10 protein-coding genes and 1 pseudogene are annotated in these 14,989 nt (G+C 71.3%); 6 read left to right on the forward strand and 5 right to left on the reverse strand.

Going from position 1 to position 14,989, the window contains the following annotated elements; all coding sequences use genetic code 11:
• The first annotated feature begins 52 nt into the window (after positions 1 to 52).
• From C6376_RS20580 to C6376_RS20590, 3 genes are all read left to right on the forward strand, one after another.
• Positions 53 to 676, forward strand: coding sequence for an ATP/GTP-binding protein (locus C6376_RS20580; protein WP_107444777.1), 624 nt, complete (start codon positions 53 to 55; stop codon positions 674 to 676).
• 511 nt (positions 677 to 1,187) lie between these two features.
• Entirely contained in the window at positions 1,188 to 2,099 is a 912-nt protein-coding gene (locus C6376_RS20585; protein ID WP_107444778.1) for a S1 family peptidase, read from the forward strand.
• Positions 2,100 to 2,617: 518 nt separating this feature from the next.
• Positions 2,618 to 3,700 (forward strand): S1 family peptidase, encoded by a 1,083-nt coding sequence (locus tag C6376_RS20590; RefSeq protein WP_107444779.1) that lies wholly within the window; start codon positions 2,618 to 2,620, stop codon positions 3,698 to 3,700.
• Positions 3,701 to 3,754: 54 nt separating this feature from the next.
• Here the strand turns inward: C6376_RS20590 and C6376_RS20595 are convergent, their stop codons facing one another.
• Positions 3,755 to 4,804 carry a DUF3533 domain-containing protein gene (locus C6376_RS20595; protein WP_107444780.1) on the reverse strand — a complete coding sequence of 350 codons (1,050 nt, stop codon included), beginning with the start codon at positions 4,802 to 4,804 and terminating at the stop codon, positions 3,755 to 3,757.
• A 382-nt stretch (positions 4,805 to 5,186) separates the two neighbouring features.
• Between C6376_RS20595 and C6376_RS20600 the strand changes: the two genes are divergently transcribed.
• Positions 5,187 to 8,642 carry a DNA polymerase III subunit alpha gene (locus C6376_RS20600; RefSeq protein WP_107444781.1) on the forward strand — a complete coding sequence of 1,152 codons (3,456 nt, stop codon included), beginning with the start codon at positions 5,187 to 5,189 and terminating at the stop codon, positions 8,640 to 8,642.
• Positions 8,639 to 9,625 carry an ImpB/MucB/SamB family protein gene (locus C6376_RS20605; RefSeq protein ID WP_107444782.1) on the forward strand — a complete coding sequence of 329 codons (987 nt, stop codon included), beginning with the start codon at positions 8,639 to 8,641 and terminating at the stop codon, positions 9,623 to 9,625. The genes C6376_RS20600 and C6376_RS20605 overlap by 4 nt, the downstream gene beginning before the upstream one ends.
• Positions 9,626 to 9,712: 87 nt before the next feature.
• On the opposite strand, the pseudogene C6376_RS46430 reads toward C6376_RS20605, so the two are convergent.
• The 3 genes and pseudogenes from C6376_RS46430 to C6376_RS20620 form a co-directional block, all read right to left on the reverse strand.
• Positions 9,713 to 10,006, reverse strand: a pseudogene (locus tag C6376_RS46430) (aldehyde dehydrogenase family protein); the annotation flags it as partial.
• 431 nt (positions 10,007 to 10,437) lie between these two features.
• The gene (locus C6376_RS20615; RefSeq protein WP_107444784.1) at positions 10,438 to 11,925 is read right to left on the reverse strand and encodes an APC family permease; all 1,488 of its coding nucleotides are present in this window, start codon (positions 11,923 to 11,925) and stop codon (positions 10,438 to 10,440) included.
• An 84-nt stretch (positions 11,926 to 12,009) separates the two neighbouring features.
• Positions 12,010 to 13,665 (reverse strand): amidohydrolase, encoded by a 1,656-nt coding sequence (locus C6376_RS20620; protein ID WP_107444785.1) that lies wholly within the window; start codon positions 13,663 to 13,665, stop codon positions 12,010 to 12,012.
• Positions 13,666 to 13,817: 152 nt separating this feature from the next.
• Between C6376_RS20620 and C6376_RS20625 the strand changes: the two genes are divergently transcribed.
• Positions 13,818 to 14,429: a TetR/AcrR family transcriptional regulator gene (locus C6376_RS20625; protein ID WP_107444786.1), complete on the forward strand. Its 612-nt coding sequence runs from the start codon at positions 13,818 to 13,820 to the stop codon at positions 14,427 to 14,429.
• A 144-nt stretch (positions 14,430 to 14,573) separates the two neighbouring features.
• Here C6376_RS20625 and C6376_RS20630 read toward each other — a convergent pair whose 3' ends face one another.
• The gene (locus C6376_RS20630) at positions 14,574 to 14,948 is read right to left on the reverse strand and encodes a cupin domain-containing protein (RefSeq protein WP_107444787.1); all 375 of its coding nucleotides are present in this window, start codon (positions 14,946 to 14,948) and stop codon (positions 14,574 to 14,576) included.
• Between the last annotated feature and the right edge of the window lie 41 nt (positions 14,949 to 14,989).

A 14,989-nucleotide genomic window follows, 5' to 3' on the forward strand; every position in this document is an offset into this window, starting at 1 on the left:
GGGCGGACCCGCGCCGGGGCGCCGCGCCCGCTGCGCGAAAGGATCAGGGACCATGCCCGGGCGCTCCCGCTCCGCCACGACCGTGCCGCTCGCTGTGAAGATCGTGGTGAGCGGGGGGCTCGGGGTCGGCAAGACCACCTTCATCGGGGCCGTCTCCGAGATCGAGCCGCTCGACACGGAGGCGGCGATCACCCAGGTGTCGGTCGGGATCGACTCGCTCGAAGGAGTGGAGTCCAAGACGACGACCACGGTCGCGCTCGACTTCGGGCGGATCACCCTCGACACCGCCATCGCGCTGTATCTCTTCGGCACGCCAGGGCAGAACCGCTTCACGTTCCTGTGGGACGACCTGGCCGAGGGCGCGCTCGGGACGGTGGTCCTCGCGGACACCCGGCGGATCGAGGACTGCTTCCCGGCCGTCGACTACTTCGAGGCCCGGGGAGCGCCGTTCGTGCTCGCCGTGAACCGGTTCGAGGGGGCGGTGCCCGTCGAACTGGAGGAGGTCCGGGACGCCCTGGGCCTCAGCGCGGACGTGCCGGTGCTCGAGTGCGACGCCCGGGAGCGGGGTTCCGTGCGGGACGTGCTGGAGGCGCTGATGGACCGGGTGATCGGCTTCCGGGCGGCCCCGAGGACGCGGAACGGGAAGATGCCGGCCGCGGAGAAGGCCCGCGTGTGACGAGGCAGCCGGCCGAGGCCGCTGGGCCGACCGGGACGCGAGCCCGCCGGGCGTGGAGGTGAGCCATGCCGGGCATGGAGGTGAACCGGCCGGGACGCCGTCGGGAGCGGGACGTGGAAGTGGGCCGCGCACGGCGCGTACGGCGTGGGCCCGGGGCGTGAAGGCGGACCCGGTCGGCCTTACTGCCTCCGTGCGCCTTGTCGGTCGTTTCCTCCACACCGCCCCCTTGGCGGGGAACACATGGGGCGTGGAGGTCGAGGCAGCACAGCACAACCTGGTCTGAGCTGGGGCAAGAGGGCTGCAAGAGGGCTCAACTCACGCAGTCCGTTCACCGTCTGACGGCCGAAAGGCGCCCTTGCGCCTACCGGCCGTTCGGCCGAATACTCCCCCTCAGCGCTTGTCAGGGTCACGGCGTGTCCGAAATGTGGACGAACGTAGATCCTGGCTGCGCCTCACCCGGGCCCCGACCCCACACGACGGGCCCCCGACTTCCCCTGGGAGGGAACGAAACGTGAGGATCAAGCGCACCACCCCCACCATCCCCACGCACGGCATCTCGAGACGGGCCCGGCTGACCGCCGTCGCCACCGGACTCGTGGCCGCGGCCGCCATCGCGATCCCCCACGCGAACGCGGCCGACGACGCCGTCTACAGCAGCGCCGAACTCAGGAGCGCCGGCGACTCGGTGCTCCGGGCGGACATCCCGGGCACCGCCTGGGCCGTCGACAGCAAGACCAACCGGCTGATGGTCACCGTCGACAGCACGGTGTCGGACGCCGAGATCGCGAAGATCAAGGAGCAGGCGGGCGACAACGCCGGCGCGCTCACGATCAAGCACACGCCGGGCAAGTTCAACAAGCTCATCGGCGGCGGCGACGCCATCTACGGCGGCGGCTACCGCTGCTCGCTCGGCTTCAACGTGCGCAGCGGCAGCACCTACTACTTCCTGACCGCCGGGCACTGCGGCGAGGTCGCCTCGACCTGGTACTCGAACTCCGGTCAGACGGCCGTGCTGGGCGCCAACAGCGGCTACAGCTTCCCGACCAACGACTACGCGCTGGTCCGGTACACCAACACCTCGGTCGCCAAGGCCGGGACCGCGGGCAACACCGACATCACCAGCGCCGGCAACGCCACCGTGGGCCAGTCGGTGATCCGGGACGGCTCCACGACCGGCATCCACACCGGCCGGGTGACCGCCCTCAACGCCACGGTGAACTACGGCGGCGGCGACGTGGTCTACCAGATGATCCAGACCAACGTCTGCGCCGAGGGCGGTGACTCCGGGGGTGCGCTCTACACCTCCGGCGGCGTGGCGCTCGGTCTGACCTCCGGCGGCAGCGGCAACTGCTCGTCCGGTGGCACGACCTTCTTCCAGCCCGTGACCGAGGCCCTGAGCCGCTACGGCGTCAGCGTCTTCTAGGACCTGGTTCCCGGCCGGGTCCTGCGGCCGTCCGCAGGCGAGCCCCCGCACGCAACCGGCGTGCGGGGGCTCGCTCCTGTCCACGGGGCGGTCGCCGTTCCCCGCGGTGTCGGTGCGCTTCGCCGGGTGGGCGGGCGGGGAAGCGGGTGCGGCGGAGCGCGGCGGCAACCGCTTCCCCCGACGTCCTCCACACCCTCGACGGCTTCACCACCCGTGACGCCCGCCGCGGTGGTGGATTCCGGCCAGGACCACGCCCGTCGGAGGTCGGCGCGGCATGAGAGGTTACCCATTCGTAGCGTTTGCTGTGCGAATTCCTCTCTGCCGACCCGCCGGTGACCTGCCGAGGTGCAGGGCCGGTGAAGGTGTGAAGGGCGCCCGGTGCCCACCCTGTGCGCGTCCTGAAGTCGACCTTGTGTGCTCTCTGTGGGATTCGGAAGAGTGGGCGGCCGTCAACCAGCCTTCCGGCCCGTCGCGGTCCCCACGACCGCCCGCGCCGACCCCCCACAGGAGGACCCGAGTTGCAGCACCGACGCATACCCCGGCGACGGGCGGCCATGGCGGGAGCGGGCGTCGCCGCGCTCGTCGCGGCGGGAGTGACCTTCCAGACTGCGAACGCCAGCGAACCTGCGAAGACCTCGCAGCCCGCTGCGCTCTCGGCCCTCGCGGCCGGAAAACTCGCCTCGTCGCTCGGCCGGGACCTCGGCACCGACGCGGCGGGCACGTACTACGACGCCAAGAGCAAGAGCCTGGTGGTGAACGTCCTCGACAAGGCCGCGGCGAAGACCGTCGAGGCGGCCGGCGCCAAGGCCAGACTCGTCGAGAACTCCCTCGCGGAACTGACCGGCGCCCGAACCGCGTTGACGTCGGACGCGAGCATCCCGGGTACCGCCTGGGTGACCGACCCGACCGCCAACAAGGTCGTCGTCACCGCCGACCGCACCGTCTCCGAGGCCGAGTGGGCCACCCTCACCAAGGTCGTCGGCGGGCTCGGGGGGACAGTGGAACTCCAGCGCACCAAGGGGGAGTTCACGCCCTATGTGGCCGGCGGCGACGCCATCACCGGCGGCACCGGGCGCTGCTCGCTCGGCTTCAACGTGGTCAAGGGCGGCGAGCCGTACTTCCTGACGGCCGGACACTGCACCGACGCCATCTCCACGTGGTCGGACTCCTCCGGCGCGCAGATCGGCGCCAACGAGGTCTCCAGTTTCCCGGACGACGACTACGGCCTCGTCAAGTACACCGCCGAGGTCGACCACCCGAGCGAGGTGAACCTCTACAACGGCTCCGCGCAGGCCATCACCGGTGCCGCCGAGGCCACCGTCGGCATGAAGGTGACCCGCAGCGGGTCGACCACCCGAATCCACTCCGGTACGGTCACGGGCCTCGACGCCACGGTGAACTACGGCAACGGCGACGTCGTCAACGGTCTCATCCAGACCGACGTCTGCGCCGAGCCCGGCGACAGCGGCGGCTCCCTCTTCTCGGGCAGCAGCGCCGTCGGTCTGACCTCCGGCGGTAGCGGCGACTGCACGTCCGGCGGAGAAACGTTCTTCCAGCCGGTGACGGAGGCCCTGTCGGTCACCGGGACGCAGATCGGCTGACCCGGCCCTACCCGGCGTGAGGTCCCGCTCCCCGCGCACGCGAGGGGCGGGACCTCACGCCGTCTTCCGCCGGGTGCGCAGCATTGCCGCGAGCAGCGTGACGACGATCCCTCCGACCGCCCACGCCGACAGCACCAGCAGCGCCGCGGTCATGTCGTTGCCCTGGAAGTAGGCGATCGAGCGCGCCGCCCAGGTACCCGCGCCCGGCGGCAGCGCCGGGCCGATCGCCCGCCAGAACGGCGGGAGCAGCGGGGGCGGCAGCGCACCGCCCGCGCTCGGGTTGCCGAGGATCACCACGAGCAGGATGACCAGCCCGACGCCGGCGAGCCCGAAGACGCCCTGGAAGGCCAGGGTGGCCGCGCCGACCGCGAAGATGATCAACACGCCGAGCCCCCAGTAGGCCGCGAGGCCGCCCGGCAGTGCGTCCAGGACCGGACCGACGATCAGGGCGCCGCCGAGTCCGCCGACGATCCCGACGACGGCCATGGCGAGCAGCCGGATCATCGCGCGCCGTGGGGTCGAGCTCCCGGCACCCGAACTGATCACCATGATCGACGCGCACAGATAGCCGCCCACGCACCAGCCGACGGCCAGATAGAACGACGACAGCCCGTTGGCGTCCTCCCGGTCGGCCGGGACCACGTCGAGGGTCCGCAGGGTGCGCGCCTCGGACTTCTGCAGGGTGGTGGTGAGCGTCACCAGGGTGGCGGCCAGGACCTTTCCGCCGCCGGTGGCCACCAGCAGGGTGTCGGTGGCGCCTGTGGGGGAGACGATCAGGGCTCCGTCGATCTCCCGGTTCATCATCTGCCTCCGGGCGGTCGAGGCGTCGGCCACCGCGCGGGGGTCCAGGGGGCTGCCGGGCAGCTTCTCCAGTCGGGCCACGGTCTGCCGGGCGGCCGCCCCGGGCGCGACGACCCCGAAGGGCACGTCCTTCGGTTTCGGGTCGTGCAGCGCTCCCACGTAGGAGGCGATGAAGAGCAGATGGAGGGCGACCACGCCGACGACCAGCAGTGTGGCCCGCGGGGTGACGGCGTCCTTGACCTCGTCGAGAAAGGAGCCGCGGGGGGAGGCGCGGGGGGCGTCGGGCCCGGTGGTCTGTGTCATGTCCCCACGGTCCGGGGTGGAAGGCGTTTCCGCAGGTGGGAGGCGCCCGAACGGTTATCGTACTGACGTTCGAAGATGCGGTCCGCGATGATGGGCGGGAGGTGTGAACTGATGTTCGAATACCTGTCGGCGCGGTCCGCTGCGCCGAGGTCGGTGCTCGCCGGGCGGTGGGATGTCGGCGCCCCGGCTCCACATCCGGCCGTGCGGTGGCCGTCCTCCGTGGCGGGTGTCTGTTTCCGGACGCTCTCACCGGGTCGAAGAATCGATGCCATGTTCGAATCTAGTCGCTGACCGGGGCTGATGGGGTTAGAGTAATCGAACGGGCGTACGATGAACGTATCGGGCTTTTGGCTGAAAAGGGGTGGAGTGATGGAGGTGCGGCATGACGGGCTTCGCTCATCTGCACGTCGCGTCCGGTTACTCCGCCCGCTACGGCGCCGCCCACCCCGAGCACCTCGCCCGGCGGGCGGCCGAGCGAGGCATGGCGGCGCTCGCGCTCACCGACCGGGACACGGTCACCGGTGCCGTCCGGTTCGCGCAGGCGTGTGAGAAGGGCGGGGTCCGGCCGATCTTCGGCATCGACCTCGCGGTGGAGGCTCTTGTACCTCCGCCGCCCGTCCGGCAGCGCCGTACTCCGGCGCGCGGCGGCGCGCACGTCGTCGAGCCGCCCCTGCGGTTCGTGCTTCTCGCGCAGAACCGGGAAGGGTGGGCGCGGCTGTGCCGGATCACGTCGTCCGCCCACGTGGGCACCGCGTCCGGCGCGGCCCCGGTGGAGGTGTCGTGGGGGGCGCTGCGCGAGTACGGAGGTCCCGGCCTGACCGTGCTGCTCGGACCGCTCTCGGAACCGGTGCGGGCCCTGTCGGTGGGCCGGGAGGACGTCGCGATGAAGCTGCTGGCGCCCTGGAAGGAGATCTTCGGGAGGGGTGTCCGGCTGGAAGTCGTCGCGCAGAAACGTTCCGGCACCGGCCCGGGGTCCTTGCGCCTGGCCGCCCGCACCCTCGCCCTGGCCGACCGCACCCACACCACCGCGGTCCTCTCCAACGCCGTCCGCTACGCCGACCCGGACCAGCACCGGCTCGCCGATGTCCTGGACGCGGCACGACTGCTGCGTCCCGTCGACCGACGTCACCTGGACAGCGGGCAGCGCTGGCTCAAGGACGACAGGGCGATGACGGTCATCGCGCAGATGGTCGCCGAGTGCGCCGGAGCGGATGTCCGACGGGCCCGCCGTCTGATGGCGGACACCGCGGCCACAGCGGCTGCGTGCACCGTCGACCCTGCAGCGGACCTCGGGCTCGGCACACCGCACTTCCCGGAACCGTCGCTCTTCGGCGCCGAGCCCGGGCCGGGCGGAGCCGCACAGTTGCTGCGTCGGCAGTGCGAGGCCGGCATGGCCCGGCGCGGACTCGACCGCGACCGTGCGGCGCTCGGCCGGCTGGACGAAGAGCTCGCTGTGATCTCCACGCTGGACTACGACTCGTACTTCCTCGCCGTCGGCCAGGTCGTCGCCGACATCCGGGCCAAGGGCATCCGGGTCGCGGCCCGCGGCTCGGGCGCAGGGTCGATGGTTTGCCACGCGCTGGACATCGCCACCGCCAATCCGCTCGATCACCACCTGTTGTTCGAACGCTTCCTGAGCGTGCGCCGGGCCTCGCTGCCCGACATCGACATCGACGTGGAGTCCGCTCGCCGCCTGGAGTGCTACGACGCGATCTTCGAACGGTTCGGCAAGGAGCGGGTGGCGGTCACCGCCATGCCCGAGACCTATCGGGCCCGCCGGGCCCTGCGAGACGTCGGCCTTGCTCTCGGCATCGCGCCTGCGGACGTCGACCGGATCGCCAAGAGCTTCCCGCACCTGCGGGCCTCCGACATCACCGGCGCCCTCGCCGAGTTGCCCGAGCTACGGCAGTTGGCGGCCGAGGCGCACCGCTACGGTCCGCTGTGGGAGCTGGCCGAGGGGCTCGACTCCCTGGTCCACGGCATGGCCATGCACCCCTGCGGCGTGGTCGTCAGCGACGCCACCCTCCTGGACCGGCTGCCGGTGCAGCCCACCCCGCAGGGCGACTACCCCATGGCCATGGCCGCGAAGGAGGAGATCGAGGCGCTGGGCAATATCAAACTGGACGTCCTGGGAGTTCGAATGCTGTCCTCGATGACTCATGCGATCGCCGAGATCGAACGGACGACCGGCAACCATGTCGACTTGGACGATCCGCGACAGGTGCCGCTCGACGACGTTTTCGCGTTCAAGCTCATCCAGGACAGCCGAACCCTGGGCCTGTTCCAGCTGGAGTCGCCAGGCCAGCAAGATCTTTTGTCTCGGTTGCAGCCGCGCGACGTGCAGGACGTCATCGCCGACATCAGTCTCTTCCGTCCCGGACCGGTCGCCGGCGGCATGCCCGAGCGGTACATCGCGGCCCGCCACGGCGGTACACCGTCGTACGCGCATCCGGACCTGGAGCCGGTGCTCGCCGACACCTACGGCGTGACCATCTGGCACGAGCAGATCATCGAGACGCTGTCGGTGATGACCGGCTGCGACTACGCGTTGGCGGAGATCGCCCGGCGGGCGCTCGGTGAGAAGGAGCGGCTACCGAAGATCCGGGACTGGTTCCACGCCCTGGCGCGTACGCGCGGCTACAGCGCGGCCGTCCGGGAGGAGGTCTGGAAGACCGTCGAGGCCTTCGGGGCATACGGCTTCTGCCGCGCCCACGCGGTCGCCTTCGCCGTACCGGCTCTGCAGAGCGCCTGGCTCAAGGCGCACTACCCGGCGTTCCTGCTGGCAGGCCTCCTGGAACACGACCCCGGTATGTGGCCCAAGCGCGTCCTGGTTGCCGACGCCCGCCGGGGCGGCGTACAGATCCTGCCCGTCGACATCAACCACTCCCAGGTGAAGCACACCGTGGAGAAGACCGACGGAGACCAGTGGGGGGTGCGGCTCGCGCTGTCCGAGGTGCGTGGCATCAGCGAGGAGGAGTGCGCGCGGATCGAGGAGGGGCAGCCGTACGGATCGCTGTCGGACTTCTGGCAGCGGGCGCATCCCAGCAGGCCGGTGGCCGAACGCCTCGCCGAGATCGGTGCGTTGAACTGTCTGCACGACGGCCGGCTCACCCGGCGTGATCTCCTGCTCCAGATAACGGAGTTGCATCGGCAGTCCCGCACCCGTTCTGCGCATGAGGGTCAACTGCCCATCGCTGCGGGCGCCGTCGGCGGGGCCGAGCCGAGCGGCCTGCCGGAGATGACCGGACGCGAAGCCCTGAGCGCCGAGCTGAGCACTCTCGGTATCGATGTCTCCAAGCACCTCATGGAGCACCACCACCGGCTGCTGCGTGAGATCGGCGCGACCGACGCGGCGCATCTGGCCGGGATGCGGGCCGGTCGGCAGGTGCTGGTCGCGGGTGTGCGGGCTTCGACCCAGACTCCGCCGATCGCGAGTGGCCGGCGGATCATCTTCGTCACCCTGGAGGACGGCTCCGGCCTGGTCGACCTGGCCTTCTTCGAGGACTCCCATCCGGCCTGCGCGCACACCGTCTTCCACAGCGGGCTGCTGCTGGTGCGCGGCACGGTCCAGGTGCGCGGCACCCGTCGTACCGTCGTCGGCACCATGGCCTGGGACCTGGACGAGATCGCCGCCGCCCGCCGCGACAACGGGCCCGAGGCTGCGCTCGCCCTCCTCGGCGAGAGCCGTCCGCATCCGACGCCCGCCCAGCCGCAGCGCACTCTGGCCAACGGTACGACCGGGGCTCGGCTGCATCCGTACGCCGACCTTCAGCCCGCCGGCACCCGCTCGGCCGATCTGAAGAAGTTCGGCCATCGCAGTCCAGGGAGCGCGGGATGACTCCACGGCAGCGGCATATCGCCCACCTCCACCTGCATCTGCACGCCTCGCCGACCGAGGATCAGTACGACGACTTGACCGAACTGATGTGCGGTATCACGCCTCACGTCCAGGCCGTTCCGCCCAACGCCCTTCAACTGGACCTGACTTCCGCACTCCGGTACTTCGACCTGTCCCCCTATGACGTCGTCCAACTGGCGAAGATCAGACTGAAGGCCCTCTACGACATCGACAGCAGCGCCGGGCTGGCGGGCAACCGCATGCTCGCGGCCATGGCCGCCGACGCGTCCGCCCCCGGAGAGACCACCTGGGTCCCCACCGGGCAAGCGGCCGCCTGGTTGTACCCGCGACCGGTCACCGCGCTGCCGGGAATCGGCCGCACCACGGCGGAGACGCTCAGCAGGTACGGGCTGCACACCATCGGCCAGATCACGGATCTGCCGGCGGGGACCCTGCAGCGCCTGCTCGGCGCAGGCCCCGCCCGTCTGCTGGCCGAACGCGCCCGCGGCCACGATCCCCGCCCGGTCACTCCGTCCGAACCGGCGGAGCACATGGTCGCAGACCTCGTGCTGGAGCGGGACTGTCTCGACCCGAGCGGACATCACCGAGCAGTCCTGGGACTCGCCGGCCGGATCGGCCAACGCCTGCGCGGCGAGAGCCGGGTTGCTGGGCGGCTCGCCCTGACGGTGCGCTATGCCGACCGCAGTTCGACCACACGTACTCGCACGCTGCCGGAACCGACCGACCATTCACCCGCCGTCGCGGCAACCGCCCTCGGGCTGCTGGCCGCCCTGGGGCTGCAACGAGCGCGAGTCCGCTCCTACGCGATCCGCGCAGACGATCTGCTGCCGGCCTGCAGTGCCTACCGTCAGCTCTCCCTGGAGCCGGGCGACGACCGGGCCCGTGCGGCCGAGGCCGCCGCGGACCGAGCCCGCCGACGCTTCGGTCTGAAAGCCGTACGTCCAGCGGCTCTCGCGAATTGATCGTTTATGCCAAGAACCACTGACTCCGGCGGCCGGGCCGAAGGGCTCGACCTCGTGGGGCGCGGCGGCGTTGGGGTCGGCGCAGATCAGCAGGGTGTCCAGGAAGGCGCCCCGCTCGGGGGCGGCGTCGACCACGCGCACCTTGGCCGGGTCGCCGTGGACGAAGCGCCCGGACGCGGTGATGGCCCGCACCGCCCGTCGTACGTCCTCGCGCAGGGCGAGACCGGCGACCGCGCCCATCCGCACGCCCTCCGCGGCGGGGTTGCCGATGGTCACCCCGGCGAGCCGGGACGCGATCGCGTCGAGCGCGGCGCTCTCGTGCTCGCGGGGTACGAGGACGCGGCGGATGGCGGTGCACTTCCGGCCCGCCTCGACCGCCATCTCGGTCACGACCTCCCGTACGAACGCACCGAGGCCGGCACCGGGGGCCGGGCTGCCGGGCGCGCCACCGATGCCGGCGTACCCGCCGCCGTCGACGAGGCGGGCTCGGCGTAGACCGCGACCGACACGGTCGGCGCGGATACGTGGTTGCTCATGGGCCGGTGTTCGTCAGCGGCGGTGACCCGAGCCGGACGGGACTGCCGGTCGGCGTCTTCCTGTCGCCGGAAGCGACCACGCGCGCGGGATGGTGGCGCAACCGGCCCGGTTCGGCGTCGTCGAGTTCCGCGGCGGGGCACGGTGTCGGCTTTCTGCCCGGGCCGCGGATCGTGACCGCTCTCCCTCGCGGGGCGTCTCGTGGGTCGGAGGTACCGCGCCGGGCGGTTCCGGGTTCCGGCCTGCGGCCGTGAGCCGGGACCGCCACAGTGCGCACGTCAGGCGGCGTCGACGTCGGTGGTGGCGAGCTTGGCGTAGACGTCGGGCCGGGTGCGGCGGATGCGTGCGGCGAGGGCTGTGCCGGCCAGGAACACCGCCGGGGTGAGCGCGACCAGTGTCCAGTTGACGGTCGGGCCGGCGCCGGTGAACAGGTCCAGGCGTTTGCAGACCAGCACCGTGACAGCGGTGAGGAGGATGCCGGCCGCGCCGGGCGCGAGGAGGGTGCGCAGTTGTCCCTCGCCGTGCTCGGCGCGGTTGCGGCGGAAGAACGAGACCACCGCGAAGGCCGCCAGTGCCTGCAGGACGAGGATGCCGACCACACCGGGAGTGTTCACCCACAGGAAGAACTTGGTGTACGGGTCGACGCCGAACGAGGCGAAGACGGCGACGACCACGACCGCCAGGACGCTCTGGGCCAGGCCGGCCGCCCACGGCGAGCCATGCCGGGGGTGGACCCGGCCCAGCGCCGCGGGGGCGACATTCTCGACGGAGAGGGCGTAGACGTACCGGGTGATGGCGTTGTGGAAGGCGAGCAGAGCGGCAAGCACGCTTGTGACGATCAGGACGCGCTGGACGTCGGTCGCCCAGCCGCCGACGTACTGGGTCATGGCGGTGAAGAACATCTCCGCCGGGTTCTTCGCGGCGGCGGCGACGGCCTGGTCGCTGCCGAAGGCCTGCACGATGATCCACGCGATGAAGGCGTAGAAGAGGCCGAGGAAACCGATCGCGAGGTAGGTGGCGCGGGGCACGGTGCGGTCGGGCTCGCGAGCCTCCTCCCGGTAGAGGGCGGTGGCCTCGAAACCGATGAACGCGGCGACGGCCAGACCGAGCGGTCCGCTCATCCCCGAGACGAACACGTGCGAGGGGGCGAAGGAGTCGAAGGTCAGCCCGCTCGCGCCGCCCTTGACCAGGACCGCGCCGGCGAGCAGTACCAGGACGGCGGTCTCCGCGATCAGCAGGCCGGCCAGGACCTTGGCGCCGAGGTTGATGGAGCGGAAGCCCAGGAACCAGACGACGGCGATCCCGGCGAAGGCGTACACCGGCCAGGGCAGGTCGACGCCGAGGAGGTCGTTCGCGGTGGTGGAGGCGAAGAAGCCGAAGGCGCCGAACATACCGATCTGCAGGGAGTTGTAGGAGAACACCGCGAGGAACGCGGCCCCCAGCCCTGCCGGACGTCCGAGGCCTCGGGCGATGTAGGAGTAGAAGGCGCCGGCGTTGCGGATGTACGGCGTCATCGCGGTGAACCCGACCGCGAAGAGGACCAGCACCACGCCGACGGCGAGATAGGCGACCGGGGCGCCGATACCGCCGAAGAGGATGGCGAGAGGAGCGACGCCGGCCATCACCGTGAGCGGGGCGGCCGCGGCGACGACGAAGAAGACGATGTCGGCGGCGCCGAGGCTGCCGCGTTGGAGGTGATGACCCTGATCGGTCCCGGTGGCCGGTGGGGGCTGCTGGAGAGCGGTGGGGACGAGGGGCTCGGTCATGGAGGTCTCCGCGTGGTGTGTGTGTCGTCGAAGAGCGAGCGAGATGTCGGGGAGACGCGGACCGGTCGTGACGACGACGTGGGTCTATCGTCTCCCGGTACGCGTGCTGCGGGGGGTGGTGGCGTCGTGAGTACGCCGGCCGGTGAGCCAGGTGCCCAGGACGGGGAGGTGCGCGAGGTCGCGGGGGGCGGTCCCGGCCGGGTCGGCGGCGAGATGCACCAGGTCGGCGCGCATTCCGGGACGCAGCGCGCCCCATTCCTTCTCCTCGAACGCCTGGTAGGCGCATCCTGCGGAGTAGGCGGTGAGAGCGGTGTCGATGTCGATCCGCTCGTCGGGTAGCCAGCCGCCTTCGGGAACACCCTCGGGCGTCTGGCGGGTCACGGCGGTGGCGATGCCCCGCAGTGGTTCATGGGCGGTGACCGGCCAGTCGCTGCCGAACGAGAGCCGGGCACCGGAGCCGAGCAGGGCGGCGATCTGGTATTGGCGTCCGCCGCGTTCCTGGCCGATCCGCGGCAGCGTCAGCTCGGTCATCAGCGGGTCGGGCTGGGCCCACAGCGGCTGGAGGTTGGCGACCACACCGAGTGCGGCGAACCGGGCGAGGTCGGCGGGGTCGATCAGCTGGGCGTGGGCGATGACCGGACGGCGGTCGCGGGCGCCGTTGGTGCCGGCGGCGGCCTCGATCGCGTCCAGGGCGATCCGGACTCCGCCGTCGCCGATGGCGTGGAGGTGCGCGCGGAAGCCGAGTGCGTCGACGGCGGTGACGGCCGCGGCGAGCTCCTGGGGTGACCAGTTGGCCATGCCGTGAGAGTGCGGGCAGTCGGTGTAGGGCTCGAGGAGGGCGGCGGTGCCGGACTCGATGACGCCGTCGGCGAAGAACTTCACGGTCCGCGCGGTCAGCAGCCCGGGGGCGGAGCTCTCCACCTTGTCCCGGTCCGCCGAAAACCGGAGGATGCGCTCGCGCCAGCCGTCGGGTTCCAGGACGAAGGCGAGGTCGGCTCGTACGGGAAGCCCCGGCTCGGTGGTCGCGGCGGTGACCCAGACGTCGGCCTGGTGCGGTTCGACCCAGGCGTCCTGTACCCAGGTCACGCCCGCCGCGGCGAACCGGGCGGCGGCTTCGCGCAGCGCCGCCACCTGTGTCTCGTGGGACGCCGTGGGAATGAGGGCGAGCACCGGGCCGAGGGCGCCGAACTCGCGCAGGGTGCCCAGCGGCTCGGCGGACCCTTTCCGGCGCAGGATCTCTCCGCCGTCCGGATCCGGGGTGCCGGCGGTGTAACCAGCCCGGCGCAGGGCCTCGCTGTTCACCCAGGCGGTGTGGTGGTCCATGGTGCGCAGGACGACGGGACGGTCGGGAACGACGGCGTCCAGCCACCGGGCGTCGAACCGGCCGTCGGGGGCGAGCCACGGGTCGAAGCCGTCACCTGTGATCCACTCCGTCTCCGGGCGTTCGGCGGCCCAGCCTCGTACGGCCTCGACGATCTCGTCGACGCTCGTACGGTTGCGGACCGGAACCCCGGCCAGTCCCAGGCCTCCCATCACCGGGTGCACATGTCCGTCGCCGAACGCCGGCAGCAGGGCGCCGCCGGCCAGGTCGACGACGGTGGTACGCGACCCCCGGGCGGCCAGCGCCTGCGCGCCGAGCGCGGTGACCCGGCCGCCGGTGACGGCGAGGGCGTTGTCGTCGGGGACCTCTGCGGCCCCGGTCCGGACGGTCCCTCCGGTGAAGACGATGTCGGCATGCATGGCGTGTGGCGTTGCCTTTCCTTCGACCGACCGCCCAACTGAAAGGCATTCGGTTTCCGGTAATGTAGGCGCCGCCCGGGCGACTGGGAAGAGTTTTACTGAATGTCATTCGGTAACGTCTGGGTTACGGCACACGAAGACGAGGAGCCACCGTGGGACGGCCGCGCACACCTCTGCTGGACCGTCGGCGCATCGGTGCCGCGGCACTGCGCCTGGCCGACGAGAAGGGCGCACTCTCCATCCCGGCCCTGGCCAAGGCTCTGGGCGTCGCTCCGTCCGCGCTCTACCACCACGTCGCCGGCCGCGACGACATCATCTCGCTGATGCGCGAGGAGCTGGCCCTGACGACGGGATACGACCAGGAGTGGTCGCAGCCCTGGGAGAAGGCCCTGGAGCGCTGGGCCCGCTCCTACCTCGCCGCCTTCGCCACCCACCCGGGGGCGGTACCCCTGCTCGCCACCGCCCCGCTGGCCGAACCCTTCATGCACGCCATGTACGAGAAGGTCGCGGAGCTGCTCCTGGACGCCGGGTTCGCCACACGCGAGGTCATGCCGCTGATCACCGCACTGGAGAGCTTCGTTCTCGGCTCCGCCCTCGACCTGGTGGCGCCGCCCGTGATGGTCTCCGACCTCGCCCGCGACACGGCTCCGCACCTCAGCGCCGTACTCGACCAGAGCCCCGCCGACCGCAGCCGCGCCACCTTGGCCTTCGATCTCGGGCTGCGGGCCCTGCTGACCGGATTTGGCGAACTGCTGCGTCGTTGACGGCGGTCGAGGGCGAAGAACCAGGCGGCGAAGCGCCTCATGGAGCACCATCACGGAGACTTCTCCTGTCCCTCTGCTGCGTCGTCCGGTTGGCGAAGCTCGGGCTGATGGCCCACTACGGCGTCGACGTCGGGTGCGGCGTGGTCAGTTGGCCCATGGGGGAGTGATCCGGGTTCCGTCGGCCAGCTCCGCCTCCAGGCCGACGGAGGTGGTGACCCAGGAGAGCGCGGTGTGATCGGTCGGGTTCTCGACGGTCAGGGTCGCGCCCGGATTGACGATCAGCGTGTCGCCGGCGGTGATCCGCTCGGTGCGGCCGTCGAGGGTGACGAGCAGTTCGCCGACGAGCAGATGGAGGATCTCCTCCCGGTTGACGGTGTGCGCGGGCGCCTTCGTGCCCGCCGGGATCTCGCCCCGCCAGGCGCAGAGTTCCTTGCTTCCGGTGAGCGGGGTGGCGTACGAGACGAAGCGGGCGCCGTGGATCTCATGGGTGACGGCCTCGGACGAACGGACGACGGGCATGGGGACTCCTCAAGAATGGTCAAGAAGGTTGACTAAGCAAC

This window comes from Streptomyces sp. P3 (assembly GCF_003032475.1).
In the GTDB taxonomy this organism is placed as follows: domain Bacteria; phylum Actinomycetota; class Actinomycetes; order Streptomycetales; family Streptomycetaceae; genus Streptomyces.